The sequence below is a fragment of the Corallococcus sp. CA041A genome, from assembly GCF_003612075.1.
GTDB classification, from domain to species: domain Bacteria; phylum Myxococcota; class Myxococcia; order Myxococcales; family Myxococcaceae; genus Corallococcus; species Corallococcus exiguus.
Genome location: NZ_RAWF01000127.1, coordinates 11,926 through 28,034, shown reverse-complemented (window position 1 = coordinate 28,034; position 16,109 = coordinate 11,926). Strand labels below are relative to the sequence as shown.

14 protein-coding genes are annotated in these 16,109 nt (G+C 70.7%); 2 read left to right on the top strand and 12 right to left on the bottom strand.

Annotated features, from left to right (window positions below; genetic code table 11):
* Positions 1-579, top strand: a 579-nt coding sequence (locus D7V77_RS22635; RefSeq protein ID WP_120578371.1) for a tetratricopeptide repeat protein, incomplete at its 5' end; no start/stop codon positions are given.
* A 39-nt stretch (positions 580-618) separates the two neighbouring features.
* Here D7V77_RS22635 and D7V77_RS22630 read toward each other — a convergent pair.
* The 11 genes from D7V77_RS22630 to D7V77_RS22580 form a co-directional block, all read right to left on the bottom strand.
* Complete coding sequence (locus D7V77_RS22630; RefSeq protein ID WP_120578370.1) at positions 619-1,803, bottom strand: MFS transporter; 1,185 nt, start codon at positions 1,801-1,803, stop codon at positions 619-621.
* Positions 1,804-1,847: 44 nt separating this feature from the next.
* Entirely contained in the window at positions 1,848-2,309 is a 462-nt protein-coding gene (locus tag D7V77_RS22625; protein WP_120578369.1) for a carbonic anhydrase, read from the bottom strand.
* 82 nt (positions 2,310-2,391) lie between these two features.
* Positions 2,392-3,216 carry an aminotransferase class IV gene (locus D7V77_RS22620; protein WP_120578368.1) on the bottom strand — a complete coding sequence of 275 codons (825 nt, stop codon included), beginning with the start codon at positions 3,214-3,216 and terminating at the stop codon, positions 2,392-2,394.
* Between the two features lie 2 nt (positions 3,217-3,218).
* Positions 3,219-3,659: a hypothetical protein gene (locus tag D7V77_RS22615; RefSeq protein ID WP_120578367.1), complete on the bottom strand. Its 441-nt coding sequence runs from the start codon at positions 3,657-3,659 to the stop codon at positions 3,219-3,221.
* Positions 3,660-3,686: 27 nt separating this feature from the next.
* Positions 3,687-6,104 (bottom strand): PAS domain-containing protein, encoded by a 2,418-nt coding sequence (locus D7V77_RS22610; protein ID WP_120578366.1) that lies wholly within the window; start codon positions 6,102-6,104, stop codon positions 3,687-3,689.
* 205 nt (positions 6,105-6,309) lie between these two features.
* On the bottom strand, positions 6,310-9,561 hold the full coding sequence (locus tag D7V77_RS22605) for an ATP-binding protein (protein WP_120578365.1): 3,252 nt from the start codon (positions 9,559-9,561) through the stop codon (positions 6,310-6,312).
* 27 nt (positions 9,562-9,588) lie between these two features.
* The gene (locus D7V77_RS43825; RefSeq protein WP_158624466.1) at positions 9,589-10,614 is read right to left on the bottom strand and encodes a hypothetical protein; all 1,026 of its coding nucleotides are present in this window, start codon (positions 10,612-10,614) and stop codon (positions 9,589-9,591) included.
* Positions 10,595-11,812 carry an endonuclease domain-containing protein gene (locus D7V77_RS45760; RefSeq protein WP_158624465.1) on the bottom strand — a complete coding sequence of 406 codons (1,218 nt, stop codon included), beginning with the start codon at positions 11,810-11,812 and terminating at the stop codon, positions 10,595-10,597. Before D7V77_RS45760 ends, D7V77_RS43825 begins: the two co-directional genes overlap by 20 nt.
* A gap of 136 nt (positions 11,813-11,948) precedes the next feature.
* Complete coding sequence (locus D7V77_RS22590; RefSeq protein ID WP_120578363.1) at positions 11,949-13,178, bottom strand: MFS transporter; 1,230 nt, start codon at positions 13,176-13,178, stop codon at positions 11,949-11,951.
* Positions 13,168-14,109, bottom strand: coding sequence for an SDR family oxidoreductase (locus D7V77_RS22585; protein ID WP_120578362.1), 942 nt, complete (start codon positions 14,107-14,109; stop codon positions 13,168-13,170). Before D7V77_RS22585 ends, D7V77_RS22590 begins: the two co-directional genes overlap by 11 nt.
* Positions 14,106-14,924: a lysophospholipid acyltransferase family protein gene (locus tag D7V77_RS22580; protein ID WP_171808004.1), complete on the bottom strand. Its 819-nt coding sequence runs from the start codon at positions 14,922-14,924 to the stop codon at positions 14,106-14,108. The genes D7V77_RS22585 and D7V77_RS22580 overlap by 4 nt, the downstream gene beginning before the upstream one ends.
* A 103-nt stretch (positions 14,925-15,027) precedes the next feature.
* Here D7V77_RS22580 and D7V77_RS22575 point away from each other — a divergent pair, with 103 nt between their 5' ends.
* Entirely contained in the window at positions 15,028-15,645 is a 618-nt protein-coding gene (locus tag D7V77_RS22575) for a hypothetical protein (RefSeq protein WP_120578360.1), read from the top strand.
* An 8-nt stretch (positions 15,646-15,653) separates the two neighbouring features.
* Here D7V77_RS22575 and D7V77_RS22570 read toward each other — a convergent pair whose 3' ends face one another.
* A complete protein-coding gene (locus D7V77_RS22570) occupies positions 15,654-16,043 on the bottom strand; it encodes a VOC family protein (RefSeq protein ID WP_120578359.1) in 390 nt (129 codons plus the stop codon).
* Positions 16,044-16,109: the final 66 nt, after the last annotated feature.

Genomic DNA, 16,109 nt, shown 5'->3' with positions numbered 1-16,109 from the left:
GGGCTGACGCTGGGGGTGTGGGGTGGCCAGCCGGCGGAGGCGCTGCCCTGGTTCGACCGCGTGCTGGAGCTGGCGCCGGGCCACGTGGCCACGCGCTACCACCGGGCGCTCACGCTCGCTCGGCTGGGCAGGCACGCGGAGGCGGTGGAGGAGTTCGCGCAGGTGGAGGCCGCGGGGTTCCGCAAGGCGCTGGTGCTGCACATGAAGCGCGCGGAGTCGCTCGAAGTGCTGGGGCGGCTGACGGAGGCGGAGGCGGACTGGACGGCGGCCCTGGCGGAGGACCGGGGCAATCCGTGGCTGCTCCAGCAGCGGGCCCGGAGTCGCACCCGCGCGGGGCGGATGGATTCCGCGGAAGCGGACCTCACCGAAGCACTCGCGTCCCAGGTCGGTGACGCGGTGGATCCCGAACTGCTGCACGAGCGGGGCGTGCTCAGGCTTCAGCGTGGCGATGTCACGGGCGCTCGCGCGGACTTCGACGCGGGGCTCCAGGCCTTCCGCGTGGGTGACCCGCCGTCGCTGCTGGACGCGCTTCGACGTGGGCTCCAGAACGCGGCATCCCGTGAGGACGGGACGCGCTGAGCGCTGCTGTCCTCGCGACTGCCGTGCTGCCTCGGATGGCTACGCGTGCTCGACTTGTGCCGGCGCGGGACGGCCGCCGACACGGTTCGAGACCGCGAAGATCCCAGCTCCGACCAGCGTGAGCGCGACGGCGGCCCAGGCCGGCGCGAGGTATCCATACCCGGCCGCGATGACCACGCCGCCCAGCCATGCTCCCGCGGCGTTGGCGATGTTCAGGGCGGAGTGCGACATCGACGCGGCCAGCGAGGGCGCACCGGGCGAAGCCTCCATGAGCCGCACCTGCACCGCGGGCGCGAGGAACTGCGCCGAGATGCCGATGAGGAACACGAGCGGGACCGCCGCCCAGGGCGACGTCGCCGTGAGCGCGAACAGGGCCATCACCAGCGTCGTCGCGCCAAACCCCACCCACATCGCGAGCGACACCGAATGGTCCGTCAGACGGCCTCCCAGCATCGCCCCCATCGTCATGCCCACGCCAAAGAGGGCGAGCACCCACGGCAGCGCCGACTCGGGCAGGCCCGACGCGAACGTCAGCGTCGGCGCGATGTAGCTGTAGACCGCGAACAGCCCTCCGAAGCCCACCGCGCCCACCAGCGACGTCCACCACACCTGCGGCTGCTTCAGCGCGGACAACTCCTGACGGATGCTGCTTCCTCCCAGTGACGCCACGTGTGGCACCCACAGCCACAGGGCCGCGAGCGTCACCAGTCCGATGGCACCGACCAGCAGGAACGTGCTTCGCCATCCCAGCTGCTGCCCCAGGAACGTCGCCACCGGGACGCCGATGATGTTGGCGACGGTGAGCCCGGCCATGATCAGCGCCACCGCGCGCCCTTTGCGCCCGGCTCCCAACAGCTCGGCTCCCACGACGGAGGCCACCCCGAAGTAGGCGCCGTGCGGCAGGCCCGCCATGAACCGGGCCACGACGAGCGTGTCGAGGGTCGGTGCCAGCGCCGAGGCCGTGTTGCCCAGGGTGAACGCCACCATCAACAGCAGCAGCAACGCCCGGCGCGACATCCGAGCGGTCACGATGGCGACCAGCGGCGCTCCCACGACCACGCCCAGCGCATAGGCGGCGATGACATGCCCGCTCCGGGGAATCGTCGTCCCCAGCCCGCTCGCGATCTGCGGGAGGATGCCCATGGTGGCGAACTCGGTCGTCCCGATGCCGAAGCCACCCAGGGACAGCGCCAGGAGCGCCCTTCCTACGTCTTGCTGCTTCATGGGGGGCCCCGTATCAGGTCGGCGGACGCCTGTCGCTTCGGGGCTCAACCCTCGCGGGGGATGGGCTCGAACTCGATCGTCTTCCCGTGGGGGCGCACGTAATAGAGGTGGATGCGCAGGTGCGGGTACGCCGTCTGGAGCTCCTTCGCGCCGAAGTGCAGGTCCTTCAGCTGCTGCTCCACGGCGATGTCCGGCCCCAGCGCGCTGTGCTTCGCGTGGTAGTAGCCGCACCCCGCGTGCGCCAGCAGCAGCACGTCCTCGATGTGGTGGCCTTCGATGAGGAAGCGGGCGGCCTTCGTGAAGCCCTCGCTCTCCAGGTAGTCCGACGCCCAGCGGTTGAGGAGCGCGGGGCCTCCAGGAAGGGTGAGCGTGTCGATGCGCGGGTGGCCCAGGTGCCGGGCCAGGTCCTCCACGGCCTCGGTGAAGCGCCCGTCCGAGCAGTACACGGCCAGGGTCTTCGGGTGGACCGCTTCAAAGGGGACGCGGGAGACGAAGGGTGCGGACATGCGCCCCAGGTTAATGGCTCCCGGCCTCCACGAAAGCGCCTTGTGCCCCGCGGCACTCCCGGGGCGCGGGTGGGACATGGACTCAGCCCTCGCGAATGGCCCGGGCCTCGAGCGCGGCACGGGCCCGCTCCGCGAGCCGGAGGCTGTCGGGAAGCTCCCGGCCCAGCAGCCTCGGGACGCCCACGGCCAGCGCCACCGCGTTGCCGTAGAAGCACGCCTGCGCCCGCGACAGGTCCGCGAGCGGCAGCACGCGCTCCACCACCGGCAGGCCCTCCACGGACGCCATGGCCAGCAGCACCGCGCGCGCGATGCCCGGCAGGCACGGCGCGGACAGCGGCGGGGTGACGAGCGCGCCGTCCAGCTGCACGAAGAGGTTGGCCGTGGGCAGCTCGCAGACCTCCGCTGCCTCGTTGGTGAGCACGGGCATCCACGGCAGCAGCGCGTGCTGGCGGAAGTACGCCAGGCCCTTGTGGTTCACCGTGCGCTCCGCGCGCCGGTAGGCCCCGGCCTCCACGCCTTCCAGTTCGCGGCCCTGCCGGTGCAGGGCTTCGAGCTCCGCAGGGAGGGGACGGAAGGTGCACAGCACGTGACCGTCGCTGACCGCGAGCTTGCCCACGCCGGTGAAGCGGGGACCCATCGCCGCATCCGCGGTGAGACAGCGGCGCAGGGCTTCCCGCACGGCGTCCTCGCGGAGGAGCGAGGGCGCCGGAGCGCGCACCGCCGTGGAGAACGCGTCCAGGCTTCCGCGCAGGCGGGACAGGTGCCGTGCGAGGAACCTCGGCTGCCCGGCGTCGATGCGGAACGTGGTGAAGAAGCCCGCGCCGAAGAAGAAGCCCTGGGAGAAGTCGTGCAGGCGCAGGTCCTCCCAGCGCTGGACGACGCCATCGACGGAGACGGTGGAGAACATGATCAGGCCTGGAGGACGGCGGGCAGGTAGCCGTCGAGCGGTGCCGTGGCGGTGCTCGGGATGCGCAGCTTCACCCGGTCGGGTCCCACGCTGAAGGTGTCCCAGGAGAAGAGGAACAATCGCCGCTCGCGAACGCGGTCATGGACGTCCGCCCAGGGAATGCACAGCGGCGGGTGGCCCAGGCGAAAGAGGAAGAACACCGCGAGGTAGAGCCCTCGCGCGTCGCCGCCCAGGGTGAGGCAGTTGCCGTACGACACCCCGCCCACCTCGCCGGAGACGAAGGAGCTGCACGGAAAGCCTCCGCCCTTGTCCAGACGGTAGTCCCGCGCGAGCCGCCGCCAGCCTCCCATCGCGGCGAGGACGTACGAGACGAGCACGAACATCCCCGGGAACATGAAGAAGAAGAGCCACGGCGGCAGATGAAAAGCGGGCTGCGGGTGCATGGCCTCATTCTAGGCCAGCGCCAGGCTTCACGGGCTGGCTGCGTCGCCGAGCGGGAGGCTCGCGGAGGCCGCCGGGATGCCGGGCAGCGTGAAGAAGAACGCGGCGCCGTGGCCCGGCTGGCTCTCCACCCAGACGCGGCCGCCGTGGGCCTCCACCAGCCCCTTGACGATGGCGAGCCCCAATCCGGCGCCCGCCTTGCGCGTGTGGATGGCCTGCCAGAAGCGGTCGAACACGTGGGGCATCGACTGCGAGTCGATGCCCGGCCCCGAGTCCTTCACTCGGAAGCACACATGGTCCCCCCGGCGCTCGGCCTTCAGGAGGATGTGGCCCCCGGCCGGGGTGAAGCGGATGGCGTTGCCCACCAGGTTCTGGAAGACGCGCATCATGCGTGCCCGGTCCGCGCGCACCTGGGGGAGGTCCGGCTCGGACTCCACTTCGAGCCGCAGCGCCTTGTCCGCCGCCAACAGCTCGTTCAAGGCCTGCACCTGGTGGAGCAGCCGGGGCACGTCCAGCGGCTCCACGTCCAGCACCGTGCGCCCCGACTCCACGCGCGCGACCTCCAGCAGGTCGTCGATGAGCCCCTCCATGTTGCCCACCACGAGGCGGACCTTGCGCAGGGCCTCCGTGGCATGGGCCTCCTGGTGCGTCCGGACCAGGCTGCGCTCCGCGGATTGGGACAGGAGGGTGATGGTGTTCAGCGGCGCGCGCAGGTCATGGGAGACGATGCCCAGCGCCTCGTCCCGCTCGGCGATGGCCTGCTTCGCGGTGCGGTACAGCCGCGCGTTCTCCAGCGCCAGCGCGGTCCGCCGCGCCAGCTCCTCCACGAGCGGAAGGCTCTCCTTCCCGTAACGCAGGCCAGGGTGCGCGGACACCAGCAGCAGCACGCCCAGGGAATGGTCCTGGAGGGCCAGCGGCACGGCCACCGCGGACTCCACTCCGGGGCTGTCCGCGGAGGGCCCCTGCAGGAGCCCCCCCGACCCCGTGCGCAGCGCCTGCGCCACGGTCCGCCCCAACACGGTCTCGGCGCCAGGGGCGCATGCCGCTCGCAGCGCGTCCGCCAGTCCGTGCGTCACGGCGGCGACCTCGGTGGAGGACTCCTCATCCAGACAGCCACTGCGCGTGGAGATGGCGCAGCCGTCCGCGAGCGTGGGCACCGCGAGCGTCACCACGGTGCGGACCACCTCTCCGCAGTCCAGCGAGCGCGTGCTGGCGGCGCCCATGTCGGAGAGGAATCGGCCCCACAATTCGACGCGCCGCTTTTCGGTGATGTCTCGGAAGTAGACGGAGAGCCCCTCCGGGGACGGGTACGCCACGACGCGCAGCCAGCGGCTGTCCACGAGCGAGGGTTGCTCCTCCTCCACGGGGAGCTGCGCCGCCGTCGCCCGGCGCACCAGGGCCGCCATGGCCGAGCCGTGGTCGCTGGAGAAGACCTCCTCCAGCCGCCGACCCAGCAGCACCTCGCGCTTGAGGCCGAAGTGGGTCTCCGCGGGCCGGTTCACATAGGTGAAGCGCCCGTCCCGGTCGAACGCGGCGAAGCCGTCGGTGATGCGCTCGAGCACCGCGTTCATCCGCTCGCGGGCGACCTCCGCCTCCTCGCGGGCGGCCTCTTCCCGAACCAGCCGGTTGCGCGCCTCGTCTGCTTCGTAGCGGGCGGTGATGTCCTCGTGGGCCATCACCACGCGCAGCGGGCCCGACCCGACGAAGCGCGTGGCGCGCAGCAGGAACCAGCGCCGCTTGCCGCCTCCAGGCTCGTGGCACGGGTAGTCCAGGAGGAACGACTCGCTGCGGCCCGCGAGGATGTCGCGGATGCCTTGCGCCACGGCGGCGGCTTCCTCGGCGTACTCGCCCCGTGCGTTCTCGGTCACCTCCAGGTAGTTCGCGCCCACGCCGCAGCGGCTGTCCCCGTCCGCGCAGCCGTTGTCGCGCGCGAAGCGCCTCCAGGCGGCGTTGACGGCGATGATGGTGCCCTGTCCATCCAGGATGGCGATGTGCGTGGACAGCGAGTCGAGCGTGGAGCGCAGGAACTTCTCCGACGCATGCAGTGCATGTTCGGCGCGCTTGCGGGGACTGACATCCCGGAAGCAGACCGTGAGGCCTCCCGAGGAGGGGTACGCCCGCACGTCCAGCCAGGCATCGAGGGGTTCGTAGTAGGACTCGAACGCGACATGGACCTGCTCCGCGAGCGCCCGCCGGTACTCCTGCTCGAACAAGGAGCCGCGCGCCTCGGGGAACTCATCCCACACGTCGCGCCCGAGGAGCTCCGCGCGCGGGCGGCGCAGCATCCACTCGCTGCTCGAGTTGAGGTAGGTGAAGCGCCAGGAGCGGTCGAGCGCGAAGACCGCGTCCGAGATGCGCTCCAGGGCATCGAGGGCCTGGATGGATGAGGGAGCCTCTGACGCCGGGCGCTCAAGCGAGGTCCGTTCGTGGCCCTGTCGCACGGCCATTCCTCCACCCCCTCATGAAAGACACTTGAGGGAAGTATGGGAGTTGCTGCCGCGCGAAGCCGCGCGAGGACGGCTCCCCGCTCGTGGGCCAGTCCCATCCCCGGAAGGGGAGCGCCCCCCTGCCCGCGGGCCTGGAAGCCCACGGAGAAGGGGAGCCTGTGTAGCGGACGTCAGGTGTCCTGCTCGCGGGCGTCGCAGGCCGGGCTCACCCCGCGTGGCGGATGCCTTGCTCACCGGAGCGGTGCGCCAGTTGGAGGATCTCCTCCTCCGACAGCTGCTCCGTCTTGATGATGTTCCGGTCCGCCTTGAGCTGTTCCACCTGGCCCTCACGCAGGACGTGGAACTGGCCGGTCTTCTGTGGAGGCAGCCGCACCGAGGGGTCCACGCGCGCTTCCGAGAACATCGGCTTGAGCTTCTTGAGCGCCACCTCTTCCTTCACGCGGCCCGCGAACCAGGCGCGCACGTTGTCGCGGCACTTGTAGTCCAGGTCGCCCGGGCTCTGCGTCGCGAGCATCACGCCGACGCCGGCCGAACGCGCCCGCCGGAGCAGGTTCTCCATGGGCTGCTTCGTGGCGGGGACGCTCATGGCGGGCAGGTAGATGTCCGCCTCGTCGAAGAGCAGCACGGCCTGGAGCTTCGGGGAGGGGTTCTGGCTGGCCCAGCGATTGGCCTCCACCAGCAGCTGTGACACCCAGAACAGCGAACTGTGCAGTCCGCCCAGGAACTTGGTGCTGATGATGGTGAGCCGCGTCTTGCCCGGCACCCTCGCGGTGCCCAGGCCCAGCAGCTCGTTCATGTCGAGCTTCTCGCCGTTGTTGGAGAGCAGGGTCTGCGCGTTGAGTCGCAACGTCGCCAGGTCCTGCGCCAGCTTGGTGAAGACCTTGTCATCCAGCCCATGCGCCTCCTGGACGAGCGCCATGTCCTGCGCGGCGACGAAGCGCTGGATGAGGTCCAGGGTGATCTCCTTGCCGGACGGACGCTGCACCAGCAGCCGCAGCGCCAGGGCCAGCAGGGCCTTCGCGGCCCTGTCCCGGGCACCACTCTTGTACTCCAGCATGGTGGAGAGGGCGTCCGCGGCCTGTTGGAGGATCTGGTCGCGCTCCTCGGGCGAGAGCTTGTCGAGCCCTCGGGGCACCACCGGAATCGACAGCGGGCGTCCGTCCGAGCGGCCCGGCGTGTAGAGCGCTACGTCCACGCGCTCCCGCAGCAGCTTGCGGCGCTCGACCATCATCGGGTCGTCCAATGCCTCCTCCCACGCTGTGTCGTTCGCGTAGGCGGCGAGGTCGCCCTTGCGGTCCACGAGGATGGCGGGGATGCCTTGAATCAACAGCTGCTCGACCAGGTTCAGCGCGAGCGTCGTCTTGCCGCTGCCGGGCCCTCCGAGGAAGGCGCTGTGCTGCTTCAGTTCATCCGGCTGGATGTAGACGGTGTTGGAGAAGACGCCTTCGGAGACACCCACGCGCATCTGGCCCTTGGGGCCTTCGTCGTTCTTCGACCTGCTGACAGGGGCGGGGGACTTGTCCGGCTTGACCGGCAGAATCTGGCTGGCCGGCGTCACCTCCCACTCGGTCTCGCCGTCGGACACGGCGGATTCACTCACGGCGGCGGGCTTGACCACCACGGGCGAAGGAGGCGTGACGGCGGCGGGAGCGTGCTTCTCCAGCGCCAGCAGGTCCGTGATGCCCTGGAGCCGTGTCACCGGGCGGGCCACGCGGCTCCACCCGAGGAACACGGACTCCACCTGCTGCTTGCGGAAGGCCTGCAACGCGAGCAGCTCCCGCAGGTCGCTGGGGGCCACCACCGCGCGCCGACCGCCCTTGCGCTGGAGCACGGCGGTCTGCTCCGCGACCATCGTGCCCAGGCTGCCGGGGAACTCCGTGGTGCGCACCAGCACGGGCAGCTTCCTGGCCGCGGTCCTGATGGCCTGGGTCATCTGCTTGCCCAGGGAGCCTCCCTTGGGCGTGTTGTTGCAGAGCGCGACATGCAGTTGTGCGTCGCCGGGCTGGGCCGTGACGTCGAGCGAGTCCCCTTCATCGCGGGCCTTCACCTTGAAGCGGTTCGGGTCGCCCAGTTCCTCAGCGCTCGCCTTGATGCCCCAGGCGAGCAACGCGGTGATGTCCGCGTCTCCTTCCGGCACCCTTGCCTTGAAGTTGGCCTTGAAGTCCGTCCAGGCCTGGTCCAGGTCCGGCGCCGGAGGCTCCTTGGGGGAGACGGTGACTCCCGTCGTGGGCGTCTGCTGCTTCTTCTCCGGCAGGGGGAACGCCGCTGGCAGCTTGCCGTCCTGGAGGGCCTGTTCCCGGTAGCGGTGGCAGGCGTTCAGGATGTCTCGCGTCCGCTGTCCGCTCAGCAGTTCGAAGCCCTGGGCCGGAATGGGGTAGGTGGGCTGGGCCGGGTTGAAGGCGATGCCCTGCTGTTCGTACAGGGACTTCAACCGGCGGGCCGCGATGTCGCGCCCTGTCTGCGCGGTGACGTTGAACTCCAGGTCCACGGGTTCGGGGTTGCGCTCGATGCGGTCGAGCATCGCGCGGTTGAGGTGCGAACGCGTCGCGACCCAGAAGTCGGAGAGGCAGCAGACCACCACGATGGCCGAGGGCACCTGGGCCGCCAGCGCCACCAGCGTGCTCATCGCGCGGCGGAAGGAGGGCTCCATCTGGGGCTTCTTCTCGAAGTCGAGCATGTCCTCCACCTGGTCGACGCAGAGGACCATCGCCTTGCCGAAGATGCCCATGAGCTGACCCAACTGGATGAGCATCCGGCTGGGGGACTCCTCGGTGTTGCGAGGCACCAGGTTTCCGATGATGGCCCGGTCCTCCGGTGACATCTCCTCGCAGCGCAGCCACTGGACGATGCGGTGGTGGAAGCGGGCCTCGCGGCGCTGGAGGCAGAGCAGGGCGCGCAGGAGGTTGACGTCGATGTTGCGGAACGCAGGGTCCGCGTGCAGGTCGTCCGCGACCGCGCGGATGTTGCCGTGCAACTCCTCGTCGTCCAGCACGTCCTCGTCCGGGATGTGGGCCGCGAAGATGTTCGTGCAACGCTTCAGCACGGCCTCGGACAGCAGCATCAGCCCCGTGTCCTCGACGTGTCCGTGGTCGTACGGCTTCTCCAGCGAGTCGATGACTTCCGACAGGATGTAACGGTCGTAGTGCGTCACATCGACGGTCATGGGCAGATAGCCGACGTAGCCCTTGCCGCTCTCATGCACGCTGTTGCGGAAGGCGCGCACCAGGTGCGTCTTGCCGCTGCCGGAGTCCCCCTTCAAGAGGAGGATCCTCCCGTCCTCCGGCGGCGTCTGCGCGGTGGCGCGCTTCACGAGCCGCTCGAACGCCGCGCGCGCGGGCGCATTGATGGAGGGCACGTCGAACGGATCCCGCTTCCACAGCGTCTGCCCCTGCTGGACGCTGTTGAAGATCTCGGGGCCATCGGACAGGAACGCTTTCAGACGGGCGTCATTGGACATGGGGAGGCTCCTGAGAAAGGGTTCCGCTTAGAGGACGACGAAGTGGAAGCTGGCGCCGGCGGCACGCACTTCGGATTCAGTGATGTCCCGGGGGTTCATGGCCGCCAGCAGGTCCGCCCGGCCCAGGGACAGCTGATGCGCGCGGTTGGCCGCGAGCAGCGCCTCGTTGAACGCCGGGCGGTCCGCCCACTCCGGCTGCAGCGCCTTCCACACGTGGGAGATGAAGACCTTGTTGTCACCGAAGCGTCCCGTAGGGGGCACGGCTCCCGCCGCGTCCAGCACCCGCCGGGCGAAAGACACCGTGTCCGTCGTGGGCGGCGTCTTGGGGGCAACCTTCACGGCAGCCTCCATGAGTTTCGGCTTGGGCGCGGAAACCTTGTCCGCCTCCGCCAGCACCCACTCCCGCATCGCCGCCATCCGCACCACCTCCGCGTCCACTCGCGGCGCTCCCACCGCGCGGGCGGCCAGTTGCTCCAAGCCGCGCTTCGGGTCGCGGACCTCCTGGCCCAGCAGCTTGCCCAACAGGTGCGCCTGCACCGCGCGCAGCGTGAACGCCTCGTCCGTCTCCACCCCCAGCTGCCGCCACAGCAGCCGATCGCGCACCTGCGCCAGCGTCGGCGTCTCCGGCCCCTCCAGCTTGTGCGCCCGCTTGAGCACCAACGCCCGCACGCCGTCCGCGTCCGATAAGCGCCCCAGCGCGGACTTGGAACCCGGCAGGCCCAGCCCCTTCGCCAGCAGGTGCTGCTGCTTCACGCGCTTCCACGTGAGCCCCTTGGGGGAATCCACCCGCAGGAACTTCAACGCCCGCTGACGGCCCGCCCCCGTCAACGCCAGCCCCGAACGGCCCCGGGCCTCCACGAGCTTGTCTTCCAGCAGCTCCGTCAGCAGCGCGTCGAACCGGCCGGTCCATTCGCCCCGGCTCCAGCGGTGCTCCACGAACGCGTGCAGCGTCTTCGTCAGCTCGTTGCGCGTGCCGGCCTTCTTCTCCGAGCGCGTCGCCAACCAGGCCAATGCCAGGCCCTGAAGCCGGGTGTCAGGAGTGTCGGTGTCCATGTCGTGGCTCCCGCCCGCCGGGCTCGCGCCCGCGGGCTTCAATCAACGTGTCGAGGGTGTGGAGGATGTGTTCCAACTGGGACAGCACGTCCGTCGCGAGCAGCCGGTACACCCAGTAGCCCTCGCGCTGCAGGTCCAGGTCCTTGCGCCGGTCGCGGCGGAACCGCTCCGGATCCTGGAAGTGGTGGTAGCCGTCGATCTCCACCGCGATGCGCAGCGAGCGGCACAGCAGGTCCACCTCCCAGCTGCGCTTGTCCTCGGGGTGCAGCCGGGTGTTGAGCTCGAAGAGGCCCGCCGTGCTCCGGTGCTCCTCCAGCCGGTCGCGCAGGTACGCCTCCGCCTTGCTCCGCGCCCGGTCCGCGCCCGCGGCGCCCGCGCCCGTCAGCACCGCCAGCGCCACCTCGGCGGCGCTCACCCGCTGCTGCTCGGGCGCGCCCGTGCGCTCCAGCTTCCGGAGCGTCGCCACCGCGCTCGCGGTCTCCGAGGGCTCCGCCGGCACCTCCACCACGCCCTCGCGCACCAGCGCCTTCAGCCGCGTCTCCCCGCCCGCCAGGAACGCCCCCAGCGCCTCGCTGGACACCACGCACGCCACCGCGAGCGCCGGCACCGCGCTGCTCAACACCCCCGCCACCTGGAGCCCGCGGTACGATGGCGCCTCCCCCACCGCCATTCGTACCGCCGGCGCCTGCCCGGGCGGCACCAGCGCGTGCACCGCACGCAGCCCCGCGCCCAGGTTCCTCGCGAGCGCCGTGCGCACGGCGTTCGGGAGCGCTCCGGGCTCCACCGCCTCACGGCCAATCACCAGCTCCCGGCACAGCGCCCACGTGGCGTCCGCCAGCATCGCGGGCGGCGGCAGCGCCTCCAGCAGCACGCGCCGCTCATGTGCTGTCTTTCCCTGGAACCGCGGCGTATGTCTGGGATTCGCCGCCGTCAGGCTGAACGTCGCCAGCGCCTCCGCGTCCGCCCCCAGGTCCCGGGTCGCCGCCAGCGCTCGTGCCCAATCCAGTGCCGCCTCGTGCGGGTCCTCCCCGGAGACCTCCACCACCGTCAGCCCGTGCCTCGCGGCCCACTGGCTCCAGAGCGTCCCTCCCAGGGCCTCCGGTCCCTCCAACACGCTCAGGGTCGCGATGCCTTCCGCCCGGCGCCGGGCCTGGCGGTCCAATGCATCCAGCAGCGCGACTTCACCCGCCAATGGCAAGCACTACCCCCCGGGAGTGATGGCTTCACCGCCCCTCGTGAGCAAAAGACTGCTCCCACGGGTTGGGTGAAGACAAGCCCCCCAAAGGAGGTATGGCATTCCGGGAAGGAAGAGACCCGGGTGGGTCTGAAAGGCTTTACCGCCCTGCGTCGTCGCCGGTTTCCCGATGGAGAAGCAGTCCCAATCCGGCCGCCGCGAGCGCTGAAACCATGCCCGTCAGGAAGGGGGCCTGGGTGCTCCATGACGCATACATCCAGCCGCTCGCCACCGGACCCACCGTGCGGGCCAGTCCACCGCACGACTGCGCCAGACCCAGCACGGCGCCCTGCTGCGACGGCGGGGCGACCTGGGAGGCCTGGCTTGAAATCAACGGCTGCAGGAAGCCCATCCCCACGCCCACCAGCACCACGGAGAGCATCATCGGAATCGCCTGCCACGACACCGCGAGCCCCGCCATGCCGCCCGCGAGCAGGAGCGCTCCGCAGATGAGCAGCTTGAACTCACCCGCCGCGCGAGACAGCGGACCAATCAGCCCGCCCTGGATGACCATGCCCAGACCACCCACCACCGCGAAGGTGTAGCCCACCTCCTTGGAGCCCCAGCCCAGCCGCGCCTGCACCAGCAGCGCGAACGCCACCTGGAGCGTGGTCATGGACAGGAACACCGCGAAGAACAAACCCAGCACCATCCCCAATGCCTTGCGCCGGGACGGGTCCTGCAACGCGGACCAGCGCGTCTGGGATTCCGCCGCCACGCGCTTCTCCACCGGGTGCGTCTCCGGCATCGCGAAGAACGCGGCCACGAAGCCCACCAGCGCCAGGCCTCCCGCGAGCAGCGGCGGCACCCAGGGGCCCAGGCCGGAGAACAGGCCGCCCAGCGTGGGCCCCAGCACCATGCCCAGGCCAATGCCCGCGCCAATGCGGCCCATGGCCCGGGCGCGCGTCTCCTTCGTCGTCACGTCCGCGAGCGCCGCCTGACACGCGGCGATGTTGCCGGACGTCGCCCCCGCCAGGATGCGCGACGCGAACAAGAGCGGCAGCATCAGCTGGTGGCTGGCCAGCGCGAACAGCGCCATGGCCACCGCGTTCGCCAGCAGGCTCAGCAGGATGACCGCCCGCCGCCCGTGCCGGTCCGAATAGCGACCGAGCAGCGGCGTGGCGAGCAGCTGCGTGAAGCTGAAGCACCCCAGCAGGATGCCCACCGTGCGCGCCGAGCCGCCCATGGACTGCACGTAGAAGGGCAGCATCGGGATGACGATGCCGAAGCCCACCAGGTCCAGGAACACGGTGAAGAACACCACCGCCTCCACCCGGCGCAGCAGGCCCGGAGTGGCGGCGGACGAGGCACCCACGCTGTCAGCCACCATTGCCCGCCCGGTCCACCGGCAGCGCGTCCGCGTAGGCGCGCAGGATGCGGCCCTCGTCGTAGGCGGCCTGGAAGCCCGTGGCCTCCAGGAAGCGCTTGTTGTCCACCACGATGGGGTAGCGCAGGTGGTCCGTCGCCCCCACGGACAGCCGGGGGAAGCCCGCGCGCCCCATCAGCACGGAGAACAGCGGCGACGGCAGCGGCACCGGCGTGCGGCCCGTGCCCTTGATGATGACCGACAGCGGCACCGGCGCGGGCCCCGCCACGTTGAAGATGCCGCGCACCTGCTTCTCCAGCGCCAATTGCAGCGCCGTCACCACGTCCTCCTCCTGGAGCACGTGGAAGAGCGGGTCGTAGCCCAGCACCATGGGCACGCGCTTGCCGCGCAGCAGGTTCGCGAGCGTGCCCGTGCCCGGCGTGCCCAGCGTGTAGACAAGCCGCAGCACCGCGGTGGTGACGTCCGGCATGCGCCACAGCGCCGTGGCCGCGTACAGGTCCGCGGCCACCAGGTCCGCCAGCTCCGGGATGGCCTCCAGCGCGCGAGGGGGCTCGTCCTCGGAGTGGTACAGCGGCGAGTCCGGCGCCGCGCCGTAGAACGTGTGCCGTCCCACGAAGAGCACCTGCTTCACGCCGTGCGCCGCGCAGTGGTCGAACAGCGCCTTGGTGCCGTCCAGGTTGATGCGGCCGCGCTCGTGGCCCTGCACGGTGAACGCCGTCACCGTGGCCATGTGGATGACGGCCTCCGGCTTCCAGCGGCGGAAGAGGTCCTCGGCGGCGCGCTTGCGGATGTCCACCGGGTGGACCTCGATGCCCTTGGGCGCGTCCCTCCACGGGCGGATGTCGATGCCCGCGACTTCATGGCCGCTGTCGCGCAGCTTGAGCGCCAGCCTCCGCGCGATGCCGCCGGAGATGCCCGCAATCAACACCCTCATGGCAACAGCCTCCGGGCCCGGCGCAGGTTGCGCTCGGCGCGGTTGTCTTCGATGAGCCGCTGGATGCTCGCCTTCACCTGGTCCACGTAGCCCTGGATGACGTGGTCCTCTTCGTCACCCGTGCCTTCGAAGACGAGCGGCTCGCCGTAATGGATTTCCAGGCCAACGGGCAGGGGCAGCGGCAGCAGGTACGGCGTCAGCGGCACGTACGGGACGCCCAGGAGCTTGCCCAGCGCGTACGCGTTGGTGACCGTGGGGATGGCCGCGCCGCCGCCCAGGAAGGCGAAGGGGATGATGGGCGAGCGCGTCTGGAGCGCCAGCCGGATGAACCCCGTGCCGAAGTCCACCAGCGAGTAGCGGTCCGGGTAGAGCTTCGCGGTGCCGCGGGCGCCCTCCGGAAAAATCATCAGCAGCCGGTCGTCCTCCAGCAGTCGCACGGCGTGCTCGGGCAGGCCGGTGAACTGGCCGGTGCGGCTGGCCCACAGCGAGGCCACGGGGAACTTGTGGATGAAGCGCTCCACCATGCCCTGCGCCAGGCGGGGCGGATCCATCTCCAGCATCGTGGAGGTGAGCACCATCATCCCGTCCACCGCGACGCCGCCGGAGTGGTTGCCCACCAGCATGCCGCGGCCCTTCTTCGGGATGTGCTGCACGCCGGTGCAACGCACCCGGAAGTAGTTCCGGTAGAGGAAGGCGAAGAACTCCAGCGCCAGCTTCAGGTGCTTCTTGGAGATGCCGTAGGGGTCTACACCGTATTCGTTGAAGGGCAGCTCCAACCGCTCCACCCGCTCTGACAGGGACTCGCTCTGGGGCACGGGGCGCACCGTAGCACCGCGCGGATGCTTTGCACGGGGGGCCCGCGTCCCCCATTGTGCACCCGACGGGTGCCCCGGCCGGGCCCCCAGGGAGTGACGCGTGATGGCGGGGCAGCCGTGGACGGAGATGCTGGACGGGGTGCTCGCGTGGGCCAGGGCCCTGCCGGCGGGGCTGTCCAACCAGGTGGCGGTGGACGTGAGCGGCCGGCGGGTGCGCCTATCGCACGCGCGGGTGGAGGCGCTGTCGCGGGGCGTGCTGGGCCGCGTGAAGGGGCTCACCCTTCGCTCGTGGGACATCACTGCGTCCGTGTACGACCTGCGACTGGACGTGCGCGGCTGGAAGCTGCGGGTGGAGACCACCCCCCAGCGCGTGGAGCTGGCCGGTGGGCGCTACACGCTGTGGCTGGCCACGCCGGGCCGGGTGGAGCTGGAGGAGTCCCCCGGCGCGTCATCCCTGTTGATGGGCGCGCTGCGCACGGGGGCCGGGAAGGCCGCGCTCCAGGCCCTGGCGCGCAAGCTGTTGCCGCCGGGACTGGCCTGGGACGGACAGGTGCTCCGGGTAGAAGGGGCGCTGCCGAAGGAGGGCGCGCTGGCGGCCCGCCTCTTCGAGTCCTCCTCCCTGCGGATGACCGCGGAGCACGCGCCGGAGGGGCTGTGGCTGTCCGCGGAGGAGTGGCCGGGGCTGTTGGACCTGCTCCAGGCCGCGCTGGGCCCGGGGTAGGGCGCGCTTCAGCGGCCCTCGCCGTCCCACACGTTGGCGCGGCCCGCCAGGGGACCGCGCTGCGGACGGACGATGCAGAAGCGCTGGCCGGTGGGGGCCTCCATCACCCACCAGCGCTGCACGTAGGCGACGCGCTTCGCGCCCAGGGCCTCCAGCCGCTCCAGCTCCGCGTCCAGGTCATCCGACTCGATGTCCAGGTGGATGCGGCTCTCGTGCTCCACCTGTTGGAGGAGCAGCATGGGCTCGGTGTCCTTCGCCTCCAGCTCGCGGTAGGTGGGCGAGTCCGGATCCACTGGCTTCACCGCCCGCCCCAGCGCCGCGCTCCAGAACCGTGTGGCGGCGTCGAAGTCCTCGACCTTGCAGTCGATGACGAACGTGCTGAGTCGGCTGTGATGCATGGCTCGCTCCTGATGGGCCGGGCAGGGGGGAAGCCCGTTGAAGGGGGAGCCAGGGATACACCGAAA